The following is a 15,148-nucleotide window of genomic DNA, read 5'->3' as shown; positions in this document are numbered from 1 at the left end:
TTAGCTGTAAACCACTGCTGGTATTGAGCCGCAGGTAAAGATGGCGGATCTAAACTCGGCTTTTTGCTGACCGAGGGGTGCGGTAGGTGATCCTTACTTGAGGTGTCGTCTTGATATCGGCGAAAGCCAGTTAAGACTCGCGGCTTGCCTTAATTTAGCGCATAAAAAAACACCGCCTTTATACGCTAGATAAAGGCGGTGTTTTGTTAAATAAGCGAGCTAAAAGTTATTTAGCCACTTTCTTGTATTTAATACGCTTAGGCTGCACTGACTCGGCGCCGTAGGTTTTCTTCTTCCAGTCTTCGTATTCAGTGAAGTTACCTTCGAAGAATTCTACCTTGCCTTCATCTTTATAATCCAAGATGTGGGTGGCAATACGGTCTAAGAACCAACGGTCGTGGGAGATAACCATGGCGCAACCTGGAAATTCCAGAATGGCGTTTTCCAGCGCGCGCAAGGTTTCAATGTCCAAGTCGTTGGTCGGCTCATCCAGTAACAGCACGTTGCCGCCAGATTGCAGCAGCTTGGCCATATGTAAACGACCGCGCTCACCGCCGGATAATTCACCAACGCGCTTTTGCTGATCTATGCCCTTAAAGTTAAAGCGGCCAAGGTAGGCGCGGCTGTTAACTTCAAGGGTGCCGATACGTAAGATATCTTGGCCGTCGGCCACTTCTTCCCACACGGTTTTCTTATCGTCCATATGATCGCGGAACTGATCAACCGAGGCTAACTGCACAGTTTCACCCAAGGTGATGCTGCCCGAGTCTGGCTGTTCGGCGCCGGTCAACATGCGGAACAGCGTCGATTTACCGGCACCGTTCGGGCCAATAATGCCGACGATGGCGCCTTTAGGAATGCTAAATGACAAGTCGTCGATTAATACGCGGTCACCATAAGACTTGGTCAGGTTGGTTACGTCGATCACTTGATCGCCTAAGCGCGGCCCTGGTGGAATAAACAGCTCGTTGGTTTCGTTACGCTTTTGGAAGTCTTGGTTTTGCAATTCTTCAAAGCGCGCCATACGAGCCTTAGACTTAGCCTGACGACCCTTAGCACCTTGACGAACCCACTCCAATTCTTTTTGAATGGACTTTTGACGGGCCGCTTCAGAAGATTGCTCTTGTGACAGACGCGCGTCTTTTTGCTCCAGCCAAGAAGAGTAGTTCCCTTCCCACGGAATACCTTCGCCGCGGTCCAGCTCCAAGATCCAACCGGCTACGTTATCGAGGAAGTAACGGTCGTGGGTAATGGCCACCACTGTGCCTTCGTAGTCGTGCAAGAAGCGCTCTAACCAAGCTACAGACTCTGCGTCCAAGTGGTTAGTGGGTTCGTCGAGCAGCAGCATGTCCGGTTTTTCGAGCAACAGCTGACACATGGCGACGCGGCGGCGCTCACCACCAGACAATTTATCTATGGTGGCGTCCCAGGGCGGCAAACGCAGCGCATCGGCGGCACGCTCTAACTGGTTGTCTAAATTGTGGCCATCGCCGGCTTGAATAATGGCTTCCAGCTCGCCTTGGCGCTTGGCTAACTTATCAAAATCTGCATCGGGATCGGCATAAGCTGTATACACCTCATCCAGCTCTTTGAGCGCACCGGCCACTTCCGATACCGCTTCTTCAATCGCCTCGCGCACCGTTTGCTCGGGCTTTAACTTAGGCTCTTGCGGCAAATAGCCAATTCTAATACCAGGTTGCGGGCGCGCTTCGCCTTCAATTTCTTTGTCTATGCCGGCCATAATGCGCAGCAAGGTCGACTTACCGGAGCCGTTTAAGCCCAATACGCCAATTTTGGCGCCGGGGAAAAACGACAAGGAGATATTCTTTAGAATATGACGCTTGGGCGGAACCACTTTGCCCACGCGGTTCATACTATAAACAAATTGAGCCATATCTATATTGTCCTGATAATTCAGAAGGTTAACAAGCTGACTGTGTGGCTGTGGGTTACTCAAAGTTGAGTAAGACGTTAAGCGCCAATCAGTAAAAATGTGTAGGCGTATATGGTACTTGCCTGAGCGAGGAAAGCCAGTGTTCAGGATGAGGTTATGGGCGTCGTGCCGCCAAGTTCGTTGAGCTTAATGACTTAATCTGGGGTGTATAAAGATGCTGTTTTTTGTACTAAGCAAGCGACGCTACTATTGCCTTGCTGTAAAATACTGATTGTAAAAACATTTTTGGGTTCGCGTGGAACCTGGTTTGGGCGGTGAAGAGGGGGCAGGGTCGTGAATAGCTTCTATCACGGTTGTAATCCGTCGTGTATCCGTATTTAAGCAATGCACTCATGGAAAAAAATATCAATATGTTACGTAAATGGACGATAAAAAATCGCTTGCTTGCCCTGACAGGGCTGTTGTTGTTGGGCTGTTTGTTTCTGGGAGTCAGTGGCATACAGGCGTTGCAGCGTAGTGTTGCCGGCCTCAATACCGTGTATCTGGATCGGGTTGTGCCCTTAAGCGATCTTAAAATGATTTCCGACATGTACGCGGTGAGTATCGTGGATGCCACCCAGAAGGTGCAGAGTAACGATATGTCTTACTCCGAAGCCTTGAACATGCTGGAGCAGGCTCGTCGCCAGATAGCAGAACGCTGGAGCATTTATACTGCTACCAGCCAGGTGCCAGAGGAGCAACGACTGGTTTCGGAACTGATGCCCTTGATGAAGGCGACCGAGGCTCCCTTGTCTCGTCTAGCTGACTTGCTTCGCCAGCAAAACAAGGTGGGAATAGACAGCTTTATCGATCAGGAATTGTACCCGCTGATCGATCCCCTGACTGCACGCTTCAGCCAGTTGATCGAGGTGCAGTTGGATCAGTCCAAACAAGAATATGACAGTGCCATATCGCTGTATGAGCAGACTCGTTTATGGGTCATTGGCAGGTTGCTGATCATGTTGGTGGCGGGTGCTGGTATGGCTCTTTGGCTGATACGCAGCATTACTCAGCCATTAGAAACACTGAAAACGGCGGCCGCTCGGGTGGCGTCTGGCGATTTGCGCCAGCCCGTAGAATGTGAAGGCAATGATGAAGTGGCTCAGGTTCAGCAGTCGGTTCGCCAGATGCAATTGGCGTTAAACGAAACCTTGAAAGAGATACAAAGTTCTTCAACCCAGCTGGCCGCTGCGGCAGAAGAATTGCATGTGGTAACGGGTCATACGTCGCAGGGTATCCACCAGCAAAATGAAGAAATGCAGATGGCGGCGACTGCCGTCACCGAAATGACGGCCGCAGTCGAGGAAGTGGCAGGTAACGCCAACCGCACGTCAACGGCGTCTGGCGAGACCGCCCAAGTGGCCGAAGAAGGGCGCCAACGGGTATCAGCCACTCGAAATACCATCGATCAGTTGGCGGAGCAGCTGCAGGGCACCTCAACCACGGTGGGCAAGCTGGCTGCCGAGGCGGCCAATATCGCTAAGGTGCTGGACGTTATCCATGGCATTGCAGATCAGACAAATTTGCTGGCATTGAACGCCGCCATTGAAGCGGCTCGAGCCGGCGATGCGGGACGGGGTTTTGCCGTGGTTGCCGATGAAGTTCGTCATCTGGCTCAGCGAACCCAAAGTTCAACCGCCGAGATAGAAAAAATTATTTCGACTATTCAACTGGCGACGCAAGCGTCGGTGAAGGAGATGCAGCAAAGTGGGGACTATGCCAGCCGCAGTCAAACCATGGCCGGCGAGGCCGAACAGGCTCTGGATCTGATTGCCGATCGCGTGAGCGAGATCAACGACATGAATCTGGTTATTGCCAGTGCCGCCGAAGAGCAGGCGCAGGTAGCCAGAGAAATCGATCGTAGTCTGGTCACCATCAGCGGCATTTCTGAACAAAGTGCCACCGGTGTCAATCAGACTTCCGCTGCTAGCGATGAATTGGCACAACTGGCGGGACAAATGAATCAGTTGGTTGGACGCTTTCGTCTGTAACGCGACTGACTGAGCGTTTTTGAACGCTTGTCTGTAATTTGGCCGGTGATATTCAGTGCGATATCACCGGCTTTTTATTGCCTGATACGGCATAAGCGGTGTGCTCTGGCGATGAGTGTTGATGAGCCGTCGCGTGTTGCGCAGGGTCAGCGACGCTTGAGAGGAGACGTTTGTGCCGCCGAAAACTCCTCGGCCAGCGTGATAAAAGCGCGTGCGGCGCCACTCTGATAGGCGCCTTTTCTTAATAGCAGCACGGCGGTGCGTTTCAGCTCCGCGGGTGTTAGCGCCAAGGCGACCAGATCTTCACGCTCTTGGGTGACCTGTGCAGGCAACAAGGAGGCCAGTGGGGTATTTCTGACCATTTCGATCACCGCACTCACCGAGTTGGCTTCCATCATCACCTTCGGCTGTACCTGGTGCTGGCGACAATAACGATCAATTTGTTCGCGGGTGGCAAACTCGGCGTTGAGCAGCACCAGCGAGAGAGTGTCAAGCGTCTTTGCATCCAGACTCTGATGCTTAGCCAACGGATGACAACGATTGATCACCAGCGCTAGCCGTTCTTCCAGTAAAAATCGAGACTCAATATCTGGGCTGTGTACGTCTGCAAAGGCGATGCCCAGATCGAAGTCGTTATCAAGCAGTCGTTCCTCCATTCGCTCCTGCGACATCTCTTCAACCTGCAGCTTGATATTGGCATAACGCTGATGAAAGCGCTGCACCAACGGGCCTATCAGGTAGGGCGTAAAAGTAGGAGTAAGCGCGATACGCAAAGTACCGCGACTGAGGTCACTCACATCATGGATAGCGCGCTTACCTTCCTCCAAATCCAGCAGGGCCCGGCGTGCGTAGCTGGCATAAAGGTCACCGGCATCGGTCAACACCACGCTGCGCCCAGAGCGATCGAACAACTGAGCGCCGAGGTTTTCTTCCAGCTGTTTTATCTGCTGAGAGAGCGCCGGCTGTGACACATACAGCGCCGATGCGGCGCGGGTGAAGTTGCGGTGTTTGGCGACGGCCAGAAAGTAGTGGATATGACGCAGTAACATGGTTTACCTATAAGTATGGCTTATCGACTTTATTGTAAATGGGTCTTTCACCTTATGGAAGGGGCGGCGTAATATCGCCTCATCGATTAGCGAGTGGCCCGGAGAAACCAGCCATGAAAGAGATCATCGAAGGCTTTTTAAAGTTCCGTAAAGACGTGTTCCCAGTGCATGAAGATTTGTTCAAGGGGTTGGCGCATCAACAGAGTCCAAGCACGCTGTTTATCTCCTGCTCCGACAGCCGTTTGGTGCCAGAGCTAGTCACTCAGCATCAACCCGGTGGCCTGTTTGTGATCCGCAATGCCGGCAACATAGTGCCTTCTTATGGGCCTGAGCCTGGCGGTGTCACGGCCTCGGTGGAATATGCGGTAACGGCGCTGCGGGTAACGGATGTGGTGATTTGCGGCCATTCTGATTGCGGTGCCATGAAAGCGATTGCCACCTGCGCCTGCATGGACACTATGCCGGCCGTGGGTAGTTGGTTGCGTTATGCGGACTCGGCGCGAGTGGTCAATCAGGCTCGCCACCATAACAACGAGCGTGAACGCATTTCGGCCATGGTGCGCGAGAATGTGATTGCTCAACTGGCTAATATTCAGACTCATCCCTCGGTACGCTTGGCGTTGGAGGAAGGCCGACTATCCCTGCACGGTTGGGTGTACGACATAGAATCGGGCCGCATCGAGGCGTTTGACGGCGCGAGCCGCGCCTTTGTGTCTCTGGACGAGCACACCGAGGTTTGCGCAACGCCCGTGCAGTTTGCCACTGCCGTGTAACGCTCGGCCAGATTTTTATGAGCAAGTTTTTATTACTAAGTTTTTTTACCATTAACCCAAGTTCTATCCATCAACGTATAGAGGTATAACCATGATCCACTCTCAAAACAGTAAAGATGCACGCCAGGCCCTGACCGACCAGATTCTGGCCATCAAAGGTGCCAAAGACCTGTCGTTTGCCCAGATTACCGAAGGCACAGGCCTGAGCACCACTTACGTGACCGCCGCCTTGCTGGGCCAACATCCGCTGCCTGCTGACGCTGCTGGAGTCGTCGCCGATAAGCTGGGGCTGAATGCCGAAGCGACCGCCTTGCTGCAGACCATTCCGATGCGCGGCAGCCTAGAGCCGGGCGTACCGACTGATCCCACAGTTTATCGTTTTTACGAAATGCTGCAGATGTACGGCACCACCTTTAAGGCGCTGGTACATGAAGAATTTGGTGATGGCATCATCAGTGCGATTAACTTCAAGGTGGACATCAAGAAAGTGGAAGATCCAGAGGGCGGCTCCCGCGCCATTATTACCCTAGATGGCAAGTACCTACCTTATAAGCCGTTTTAATTAAGTCTGGCTGACAGTTTTTAGCCCAAAACGCCGATGCTTTGCATCGGCGTTTGCTATTTTTAGCGGCGTACAGCGCCACCGTTCTCTGTGCTTGTCGCGCCAGCCTGCTTATAAACTAGCCTAAGATCTTCAGCTTTAGTGTCGACCTGTTTTAGCGGAAAAATACCGCACTTGAAGAGCCAGCAAAGCTAACTGCGAGCAAGTTCATAATTAAAGGTGGGAAGTGGGAATGGCGTGCAGAGAATCGACTGGATCAAAGCGTAAAGCAGGGGAGATAACAGCATAAAAAGCCGCATTGCTGCGGCTAGTTTATTAATCTTCGCGTTTGCTGTGCCAGCGCGTTAGACCGGCAGAAATCACCGTATTGCCAAAAAAGCTCCAATCCATCCAGCTCGGCTTATCCGCATGCTTATCTATGCTGGCAGCACTGGCCAACAAGGGTACCCATAGCGCCGCGAGCAGTGAGCCGGTAATCACGCCTTTTCTAATTTTTATGGTGGTTTTTTTTAGTTTCATGAGGGCAGGTCCAAATAGTAGGATGCTAGCAAGCTATGTTAGAACAATGTTATAGCACTGGATTCTGATGCCGAGAAGAGGGGAGAAACTATTTATTATGTTGCACGAAATAGACTTGCGGATTAGCCGCAAGCCCATGCGAAATATATTGCTGCATAATGGTTCGACTGTCATGGAATGGGTAGGCTTGTTACCCGTATTCACATTTGGCATGCCAGATTAAGTGCTAGTCAGCCATATCCAAATTAATTGGTCGCTCGGCGGCCGAAGCCTACAGGCAGCGCTGGTATTGCAAGATTTACACCCAAATTTACAGCCAAACTTACACTCAACCCCACTCCCAACCCCACAGCTAAACGGCAACTAGGCGCAGCCACGCAGAGCGTGGATACGAGGAAGGTTTACCTGATTACCCACAAAGATCAGCCATGTTTCAGTGAGTTCAGCACCAATTAATTCAATAGGTTACAGGGAGGTGCCGCCTCTTCGGTAAAGAATATGAGGCTCAGTTTGGTGTTTTGACCTTGTAGGGGCCAATTTATTCGGCCCGGTTTGGTGTTTTGGTCTAAATCTAAACCTCAGTAACAGCCAGCAAAGCTGGCCAGCCGAATAAATTGGCTGCTACAAAGAACAAACCGCAACAGGGTGCATTATGGCTGAGGTTCATACGTAATCAGGAAGGTTTAAGTCTTCCTGATTACCAAGCAAGCTCAGCCATGTTCCAGAGAGCTAATTACCAATAAATTCAAATTTTACATGGGGTTGCTCATATTTTCGGTAAGAATATGGGGCTCAGTTTGGTGTTTTGACCTGGTAGGGGCCCGTCTCTTCGGCGAAGAGGACTTCGGCCCGGTTTAGTGTTTTGGTCAAAATCTAAACCTCAGTAACAGCCAGCAAAGCTGGCCAGCCGAAGTCCTCTTTATTAAAGAGACGGGGCTGCTACAAAGAACAAACCAAAACAACGCGCATCATGGTTTAAGTTCATACGTAATCAGGTAAGTCTTAGCTTTACTTGGCGCAGGGCGCTCGGTGCTGGCTCTTACTCATCTTCCATCAGTATTTGGGTGGCGGTGATGTCGTGCTCTTGTAAGAACGCCAGTAATTTAAGCATGTTGTCTACGGTCACGTCTTTGTCGGAGGCCAAGATTAAATCTGTCTCCTTTAACGCGGCGACTTGCGCGCTTAAGGCCGGCTTAAACTGTTCCCAGTCTTGATACTGCTCGCCTTCTAGGGCCCAAGCCGGTGTACCTGCCAGCAGATTGATGGTCATGGACTTTTTATCGGACAGCGAGCTCAGTGCCGCGCTGTCAGTCTTAGGTAAGTCTACTTCCAGTGTCTGCAGGGGAATATTGGCGGTGAGCAACAAGAACACCAGCACGATAAAAATAATATCCAGCAGCGGTGTAATGTCTGGCGTTAGCGTACGCCAGCTGTCTTGACTCTTAGGGCTGCCTATCATGAGCGGACTCCTATCTGCACCCCTTCCAGTTGCAGGTTGCACTGGTTTAATTCGTCGGTCAGTTTACCAAGCAGGCGATCCGCCCACAGGCCAAATAACTGGGCACCGGCAATGGCGGGCAGGGCGATCAACAGGCCCGCCGCCGTCGTGCTCATGGCCAAGCCAAGGCCATCGGCTAATAGCGCAGGGGTTACAGGGTCCGAGCTCAGGCCTATGCTTTTAAACATCTCAATCAAGCCCAATACGGTACCGAGTAAACCTAATAGGGGGCTGATCACGCCCACTAAGGTTAAAATGCGCAAGCCCGAGTGCAGCTTGCGGCTTTGTTGTTGCAGCCATAGACCTGCTAAGTCTTCACGAATTGCCTTGTCGCTATCTTTATGCCCAACTAATAGGCTGCAACCGCGTAAGATCAATGATTTTGACTGAGCATCTTGTACGGTAGCGTAACTGCCGCCTGATTGGCGTAATTTTTTCTTTGCTTGTTCGCCGCTAAGGCTTACCCAAAGTAAGGCCACACTTCTTTCTAGCCAGAGTGCCAAGGTGATCACTGAGCACAGGATCAGCGGCCAGCTCATTAAGCCCAATTGTTGATGTACTTGATTTAGCAAAGACATAATTTAATCCAATTTAAAACGAACAGGGATGTGAACACGATGTGCGATGGCGCGGCCGTTTTCTAGGTAGGCTGAGAAACGCCATTTCACTATGGCTTTAAGGGCAGCATTATCGAGCGTGCTGACCCCAGAAGATTTTGCTAACACACGCTTAATTTGCCGGCCTTGTTCATCTAACCACACCTCTATCAGCACAGTGCCTTCTTGGCCGCGACGTTTTGCCTGCACCGGATAGGCAATGGCTGCTGGCTTATGGGTAAAGCTGGGCGTGTCGATGCGCTTAGGCGTGGCGTCTTTTGCTGGAGCCGGCTTAGACTCCACCTTGGTGACAGGCTCCGGCTTAGGCTCCGGTATGGGCTGTGGCTTAGGTTGTGGCGCAGGTGCGACGGCCTGAGGTGCAGGCGCGACAGGCTTAGGCACGGGTTTCGGCGTGGGCTTAGGCACGGGTTTAGGTGTGGGTTTTGGCTCAGGTTTAGGGACGGGCTTAGGCTCAGGCGGCGGTTCCGGTGTAGGCTCTACCACTGGCGGCGTCTTGGTTACCGTTTTGGTGACCATAGGTAACATCTGCACACTAATGGGGCCTGATTCGGCTGGTGCCACGGCGATCGTCATCTCCTCTGGCTCTATGGCCATTGCCAGCAAGGCATGCACTAGCAATGAAGCTAACACAAAGATGGAGTAGCGTTTTAAGCTCAAAATTACCTCAAATAGCAAGCAGACTGATCCAGAACTGCGCCATAGAATACTGATTTTAAGCCTTAAGTCCACCGTATTGTTAATGATAACAAATCGTATTTGCTGTTGTTTTGCTTAGCTAAGTGCTTGCGGTGGTCGTTAAACACTTAAGTCGAATATCAAGCGTCGGTGATAAACCTGCAAAAAAAGCCCGTTATTGTGCGCCACAACGGGCTTTTTTCGTTTGTATTTGCAAGCTCATGCACTCTGTGACACAACATAAGTATTCGGTGACACTGCGCTAAATAAGGCTGAGCCTTTTATTCGCGGCATATACTTATACATTTATACACTCAAGCACTAGGCCAGCGTTAATGGCTGGAGCAACGTTAACACAAGGATGAATACATATGGCTGCAATTTCTGTTGGCGATATTATGACCCGCGATTTGCTGACGCTCGACCAAACGGCCACCTTAAAAGAGGCTCACGATATGATGCGTGAAAAAAGCATTCGTCATATCCCTGTGGTCGATCCGCTTACCGGCAAGCTGATGGGGGTGCTTACCCAAAAGCGCATGATAGCCACCATTATGAGCTTGTTATCTGACTACGGCGTGAGTGCGCTGGAGCGCCGTGAGCGTAAGTGTCGAGTCGTGGAAATTATCGACCCTGATTTTGAGTCGGTGGATGAGCATGCGCCCTTGCTCGAGGTGGTATCGTTTTTTCTAAAAAATAAACACGGTTGCCTGACCATAGTGGATGCCGAGCATAGGCTTACCGGCATAGTGACCTCTTCAGATTTCGTGCGCTTATGCGCCGAGTTACTGAATACGCGTGAGGCGTGAGGGGCAAAACGTAAGGCGTACAGCGTAAGACGTAAGGCGTTAAATCTAATTACAAACTCGATGTTTTTCGCCTTACTCATCACACCTCACACCTCACACCTCTCGTTTTGGTTTCAAGGATCCCCCATGCGACTGCCTTTTCATTTTGCTCATGTGTCCGCCGGTTTTATTGCGGTGCTGGTGGGCTATACCAGCTCTGCGGCCATTATCTTTCAAGCCGCCGCTGCAGTGGGGGCCAGTGCTGACGAGATGAATTCTTGGATGTGGGCCTTAGGTATCGGCATGGGTGCCACCTGTATTGGTTTTTCGCGGTACTATCGTCAACCCATTTTAACCGCTTGGTCCACGCCCGGTGCCGCCTTATTAGTGACCGCTTTGGCCGGCGTATCCATGAGCGAGGCCATAGGGGTATTTTTATTTAGCTCAAGTCTCATTTTGTTGTGTGGCGTGACCGGCTGGTTTGACCGCATCATGCAATTAGTGCCGGCAAGCCTAGCGGCGGCCATGTTGGGCGGCGTGCTGCTGACCTTTGGCTTGGATTTATTTACCTCGGCTCAAACTCAGCCTTGGCTGGTGGGGGTGATGCTCATCACTTATCTGGCGTTACGCCGACGTCTGCCGCGCTATGTCATTCCTTTAAGTTTGTTGGCCGGCTTGGGCGTGGCGGCCAGCTTAGGCTTGCTGCATTTTGAGCAGTTTGCTTGGCAGCTCGCATGGCCTGTATTAATGACACCGAGTTTCTCGCTCGCCAGCCTAATTGGCATCGGCATTCCGTTATTTGTGGTGACCATGGCCTCGCAAAACGTACCGGGCATTGCCGTGTTACGCGCCCATGATTATCAGGTGAAGGCATCACCCTTGATCAGCTGGACCGGGGTGACGGGTATCTTACTGGCGCCCTTTGGCGGCTTTGCCTTTAATCTGGCGGCCATCAGTGCTGCGGTATGCATGGGCAAAGAAGTGGATGCTGATCCTAAACAGCGCTATAAGGCGGCGGTGTGGGCGGGGGTGTTTTATTTGTTGATGGGCTTATTTGGCGCCACAGTGGTGGGCCTGTTTGCCGCTTTACCTGCGGAATTAGTGATGGCCATCGCGGGTTTGGCCTTGCTCGGCACCATTGGCAGCAGTTTAAGCGTGGCCTTGAGTCATGAGCGCGAGCGGGATGCGGCCTTACTCACTTTTATGATCACCGCTTCCGGTGTGGCGTTATTTGGTATCGGCAGTGCTTTTTGGGGCTTGGTGGTGGGCGGTATAGTGCATTGGTTAAATAGCCGGCACCTTTAAGCCGAGACAGTAACTAAAAAGCCGCCTCGAATGAGGCGGCTAGAGCAAAGCCAATGAATAATATTGGCCGATAAGAGTTACCTTACTTAGGCATCAGTACCGTGTCGATGGCGTGAATCACCCCATTACTGGTCTTGATATCGGCTTGTACTACGGTGGCGTCATTGATCATGACTTTGTCACCCATGGTTTTGATGGTGAAATCACTCCCTTCAACCGTAGTGGCCTTGTCCATCTTCATGGCATCTGCCGCCATCACATCGCCCGACACCACATGATAGGTCAGGATTTTTTTCAGCTGGTCTTTATTCTCAGGCTTAAGCAGATCTTCTACCGTACCCGCAGGCAATTTAGCAAAAGCTTCATCGGTGGGAGCAAACACTGTAAATGGGCCTGTTCCTTTTAGGGTGTCGACTAGGTCGGCAGCTTTCACCGCAGTCACTAGGGTCGTAAAATTACCCGCATCCATGGCGGTATCGACGATATCTTTCTGTTCTTCATGGTGGGCTGCGAAGGCAACGCCTGCGCTTAATACCAGAGCTAGGGTGGTCAGGGTTTTACTTGTGCGTATTGCTAGCATATTCATACTTCCTCCAGACAATGGTCATTGATTCAGAGTGAGGCTTAACAAACGATTTATGCTAATGCATTTATCCCAGTGCATTCATTCAAGTACATTCATTCAAGTGCTGAGGTGCTAAGCACTATCGTGAGCTTCGAGTATAACTAACCTGCTCACGACTGCTTAATAAACCCGCTAAGTCATGAATATCTTTCCTTGCCTCCCAATAAAAATCCAAAAAAAACCCCAGCTTATGCTGGGGTTGATGATTGAGGATAACGAACAGCTAGTCTGATTAGCCGTTATCGTGACGGCGGGGTGGCTTGGCACTGCGTGGCGCCTTGCTGGTGCTACCTGCGTTACCACGACCTGCGCCTTGGCCACGACCTGCGCCGGCATTACCACGCCCCGCGCTTTGGCCGCCGCGACCAGTACTGGCGCCACCACGACCGCGATTAGGGGCCGGCTTTTCAATCGGTGGCTGCTCGCTATCAGGCAGAGGCTCGTAACCGGGCAGAATTTCCAGTTCGGCGGTTTGCTTGATCAACTTTTCAATGGCTTTTAGCAATGGCTTTTCTTCGAAACAAATCAAAGAGATGGCTTCGCCTTTAATACCGGCACGCCCAGTACGACCGATGCGGTGTACATAGTCTTCTGCCACGTGGGGCAGCTCGTAGTTAACCACATGGGGCAATTCGCTGATGTCGATACCGCGAGCGGCGATATCTGTGGCCACCAATACCCGCAGTTTGCCTTCTTTAAACTGGCTCAGCGCGCGAGTACGAGCACCTTGGCTCTTGTCGCCATGAATTGCCATGGCCGGCAAACCGTCTTTATCCAATTGCATGGCTAAGCGGTTAGCACCGTGCTTGGTGCGGGTAAAGACCAGTACTTGGCGCCAGTTATTGTGGCCAATTAAATAGCTAAGCAGGGCACGCTTTTGATTTTTATCTACACCATAAAAACGCTGGGCGATAGTGTCGGCGGTGGCATTGCGGGTCGCCACTTCGATGTGCTCAGGGTTGGTGAGCAAGGTCTCGGCCAGCTTTTTGATTTCGTTAGAAAAAGTAGCAGAAAACAGCAAGTTCTGACGCTTAGGCGGCATCTTGGCAATAATGCGCTGAATATCGCGAATAAAGCCCATGTCTAACATGCGATCCGCTTCGTCTAATACCAGCATTTCGACGCGGGATAAGTCGATGGAACGCTGGGATACGTGATCCAGCAAACGGCCTGGGGTGGCGACGACGATGTCAATCTTGCCGCCCAGCGCTTTCATTTGGGGATTGATGCTCACGCCACCAAACATGGCCAAGGTTCTTAAACCTGAATACTTGGCATAGGCACGGATGTTTTCTTCTACTTGGGCTGCCAACTCACGAGTGGGCGTCAATATTAAGGCGCGCACCGGTGCTCGGCCATTGGCTAATGGCTTGGCTTGGATTTCGCTTAAACGCTGCAGCATGGGCAGACCAAAACCTGCGGTTTTACCGGTACCAGTTTGAGCGCCGGCAAGTAAGTCGCCGCCCGCAAGCACTAAGGGAATCGCTTGGGTTTGGATAGGGGTTGGTTCTGTATAACCACATTCATTAATCGCTTGAACAAGCTGGGCGTTTAGGCCGAGGGAAGCAAAAGACATGAGACTCCGAACAAATAAGGTCCTGGCGGACGGCTGAGAGGCATTGCCGATAGGCAAACTGTCGTTATGATACCAGAAAAGCGCAAAGGGCTATAAATTAAAGCGCCGAGCCCCCAGCGCCAAGCGCCGAGCTAAATAAAAGACAAATAACGTCACTATCTGCATATTGCAGCAAATCTGTAGCTTTGCGGTAGTCGCGTGTTTTAACCGCGAAAACCTGCGTAGCAGGTTCTGATGCACGGAACTACCCCGTTTCACCTCGCATCCATGTTAGGTGCTTGGTGCTCGGCGCTAGGTAGGGCTTTCAAAGGCTTATCACTAAAAATCATATGTACGCCAAGACTGGCTAACTGGTCGGCGCGGCTTTGTTTATTAACCGTGTAACAGCTCACTTTAAAGCCCGCCTCAATAATGGCCGCCGCCCGTGCTGGCGTTAATGCGGCATGCGCGCAGTGCAAGGCCTCGCAGCCCAGTTGTTGTAATTGCGCCTGCCAATCTTTCGGTATCTGCTCTACTAATAAAGCCCGTGGCACAGTTGGCACCAGCTGTTGCAGCAAGACCAAGGTTTGGGGCTCAAAACTGGAGAACAATAACTGCTTAGGCATGCTCTTACCTTGGCTAAATAATGCCGCTAGCACTTGGCTCACTTGTGTACATAATTCGTGAACCTCATCTTTGGGATAGAGCTTAAGCTCGATATTAACCTGAATGTTAAGCTCGAAAGCCTGAGTTAAATAGTCGCTTAATAAGGGAATACGCTCATCGGTAAACTGACGGCTAAACCAGAGGCCGGCGTCCAGTTGTTTAAGCTGTTGCCATGTGTGTTCGCGCAAGGTGCCACTGCCATTGGTGCATCGGCCGAGGCGCTGGTCGTGAAATAACACCAGGTGTTTATCTTGGCTGAGCTGTACGTCGATCTCAACCCAGCTTAAACCCGCGGCATGAGCCGCCATTAAGCCGGCTATGGTATTTTCGGGTGCTTGGTTGGCTAAACCGCGATGGCCGCAGATGATCATAGTTTGTCCTTAGTTTTAATGCTCAGTGGTAACAGACGTTTAAATAGGCCAATTGCATGATGAATACTCTGCCTGAGCTTTTTTCATCTTTGTTATTTCGCTATTTTTACGCATTTTTAAGTTAGGCACATAGTTAGGGGGATATGGAATGGCCCCGAATAAGTAGACACTTCTTCAGAGTGAGGAAGTGTATGCAATACCGAACCAAGCGTAAATTTAGT

The 15,148-nt window shown here is 51.3% G+C and carries 14 protein-coding genes; 5 read left to right on the top strand and 9 right to left on the bottom strand.

Translation table 11 applies throughout. The features are described from left to right. Positions 1–226: 226 nt before the first annotated feature. Complete coding sequence (gene ettA / locus ACEN2G_RS12735) at positions 227–1,894, bottom strand: energy-dependent translational throttle protein EttA (RefSeq protein ID WP_442022112.1); 1,668 nt, start codon at positions 1,892–1,894, stop codon at positions 227–229. Between the two features lie 392 nt (positions 1,895–2,286). On the opposite strand from ettA, the gene ACEN2G_RS12730 reads away from it, so the two are divergent. After that, positions 2,287–3,924 (top strand): methyl-accepting chemotaxis protein, encoded by a 1,638-nt coding sequence (locus tag ACEN2G_RS12730; RefSeq protein WP_442022110.1) that lies wholly within the window; start codon positions 2,287–2,289, stop codon positions 3,922–3,924. A gap of 146 nt (positions 3,925–4,070) precedes the next feature. Here ACEN2G_RS12730 and cynR read toward each other — a convergent pair whose 3' ends face one another. After that, positions 4,071–4,973: a transcriptional regulator CynR gene (cynR, locus tag ACEN2G_RS12725; protein ID WP_442022108.1), complete on the bottom strand. Its 903-nt coding sequence runs from the start codon at positions 4,971–4,973 to the stop codon at positions 4,071–4,073. 113 nt (positions 4,974–5,086) lie between these two features. Here cynR and ACEN2G_RS12720 point away from each other — a divergent pair, with 113 nt between their 5' ends. Further along, positions 5,087–5,746 carry a carbonic anhydrase gene (locus tag ACEN2G_RS12720; RefSeq protein WP_442022106.1) on the top strand — a complete coding sequence of 220 codons (660 nt, stop codon included), beginning with the start codon at positions 5,087–5,089 and terminating at the stop codon, positions 5,744–5,746. A 91-nt stretch (positions 5,747–5,837) separates the two neighbouring features. Then, positions 5,838–6,308, top strand: a complete 471-nt coding sequence (cynS, locus tag ACEN2G_RS12715; RefSeq protein ID WP_442022104.1) for a cyanase — start codon at positions 5,838–5,840, stop codon at positions 6,306–6,308. A gap of 315 nt (positions 6,309–6,623) precedes the next feature. Here cynS and ACEN2G_RS12710 read toward each other — a convergent pair whose 3' ends face one another. The 4 genes from ACEN2G_RS12710 to ACEN2G_RS12695 form a co-directional block, all read right to left on the bottom strand. Continuing rightward, complete coding sequence (locus ACEN2G_RS12710) at positions 6,624–6,827, bottom strand: hypothetical protein (protein WP_442022102.1); 204 nt, start codon at positions 6,825–6,827, stop codon at positions 6,624–6,626. A gap of 1,039 nt (positions 6,828–7,866) precedes the next feature. Beyond that, the gene (locus tag ACEN2G_RS12705; protein WP_442022100.1) at positions 7,867–8,286 is read right to left on the bottom strand and encodes an ExbD/TolR family protein; all 420 of its coding nucleotides are present in this window, start codon (positions 8,284–8,286) and stop codon (positions 7,867–7,869) included. Further along, the gene (locus ACEN2G_RS12700) at positions 8,283–8,903 is read right to left on the bottom strand and encodes a MotA/TolQ/ExbB proton channel family protein (RefSeq protein WP_442022098.1); all 621 of its coding nucleotides are present in this window, start codon (positions 8,901–8,903) and stop codon (positions 8,283–8,285) included. Before ACEN2G_RS12700 ends, ACEN2G_RS12705 begins: the two co-directional genes overlap by 4 nt. Positions 8,904–8,906: 3 nt before the next feature. After that, positions 8,907–9,617, bottom strand: coding sequence for an energy transducer TonB (locus tag ACEN2G_RS12695; protein ID WP_442022096.1), 711 nt, complete (start codon positions 9,615–9,617; stop codon positions 8,907–8,909). Between the two features lie 371 nt (positions 9,618–9,988). Between ACEN2G_RS12695 and ACEN2G_RS12690 the strand changes: the two genes are divergently transcribed. Continuing rightward, positions 9,989–10,426 carry a CBS domain-containing protein gene (locus ACEN2G_RS12690; protein ID WP_442022094.1) on the top strand — a complete coding sequence of 146 codons (438 nt, stop codon included), beginning with the start codon at positions 9,989–9,991 and terminating at the stop codon, positions 10,424–10,426. Between the two features lie 132 nt (positions 10,427–10,558). Then, a complete protein-coding gene (locus ACEN2G_RS12685) occupies positions 10,559–11,710 on the top strand; it encodes a benzoate/H(+) symporter BenE family transporter (RefSeq protein WP_442022178.1) in 1,152 nt (383 codons plus the stop codon). An 82-nt stretch (positions 11,711–11,792) separates the two neighbouring features. Here the strand turns inward: ACEN2G_RS12685 and ACEN2G_RS12680 are convergent, their stop codons facing one another. From ACEN2G_RS12680 to ACEN2G_RS12670, 3 genes are all read right to left on the bottom strand, one after another. Further along, positions 11,793–12,296 (bottom strand): fasciclin domain-containing protein, encoded by a 504-nt coding sequence (locus ACEN2G_RS12680; protein ID WP_442022092.1) that lies wholly within the window; start codon positions 12,294–12,296, stop codon positions 11,793–11,795. Positions 12,297–12,567: 271 nt separating this feature from the next. Continuing rightward, a complete protein-coding gene (locus ACEN2G_RS12675) occupies positions 12,568–13,911 on the bottom strand; it encodes a DEAD/DEAH box helicase (protein ID WP_442022090.1) in 1,344 nt (447 codons plus the stop codon). A 254-nt stretch (positions 13,912–14,165) separates the two neighbouring features. Then, entirely contained in the window at positions 14,166–14,927 is a 762-nt protein-coding gene (locus ACEN2G_RS12670; RefSeq protein ID WP_442022088.1) for a glycerophosphodiester phosphodiesterase family protein, read from the bottom strand. Positions 14,928–15,148: the final 221 nt, after the last annotated feature.

The sequence above is a fragment of the Oceanisphaera sp. W20_SRM_FM3 genome (assembly GCF_052119705.1).
Classification (GTDB): domain Bacteria; phylum Pseudomonadota; class Gammaproteobacteria; order Enterobacterales; family Aeromonadaceae; genus Oceanimonas.
This window is presented reverse-complemented; position numbering and strand designations above follow the sequence as displayed.